General features: G+C 62.1%; 1 protein-coding gene. It reads left to right on the forward strand.

Annotation, left to right across the window (positions count from 1 at the left end):
* Positions 1 to 190: phosphopantetheine-binding protein (locus ACYJP6_RS24185; RefSeq protein ID WP_459478566.1), on the forward strand; the 190-nt coding region annotated here is incomplete at its 5' end.
* Between the last annotated feature and the right edge of the window lie 166 nt (positions 191 to 356).

The following is a 356-nucleotide window of genomic DNA, read 5'->3' on the forward strand; positions in this document are numbered from 1 at the left end:
CCATTCCCTGCTCGCCACCCAGGTGACGGCGCGGGTACAGGCGCAGTTGAACCTCAAGGCGCCGCTGATGCTGCTGTTCCAGGCCGAGACCCTGGGCGACTACGCGCAGGCGCTTACTCACGACCAGACGGCCGTAGCCGCTGATTTCAGCGAGCTGCAGGACCTCATGACCGAACTCGAGGCGGTTTGACATGACATTTGATACCCAGGCAGACATGGCCCTTCGTTTCGCCGGCCTTCCCCCGGCACAACGTGCACTGTTCTATAAACGACTCGCCGCCAAGGGGATGAGTTTTCTACAATTCCCGATTCGCCGTCTGGCGCGCCTGCCCGAGGAGGCTCTGCCGCTTTCCTAC

This window comes from Pseudomonas sp. No.117 (genome assembly GCF_054558395.1).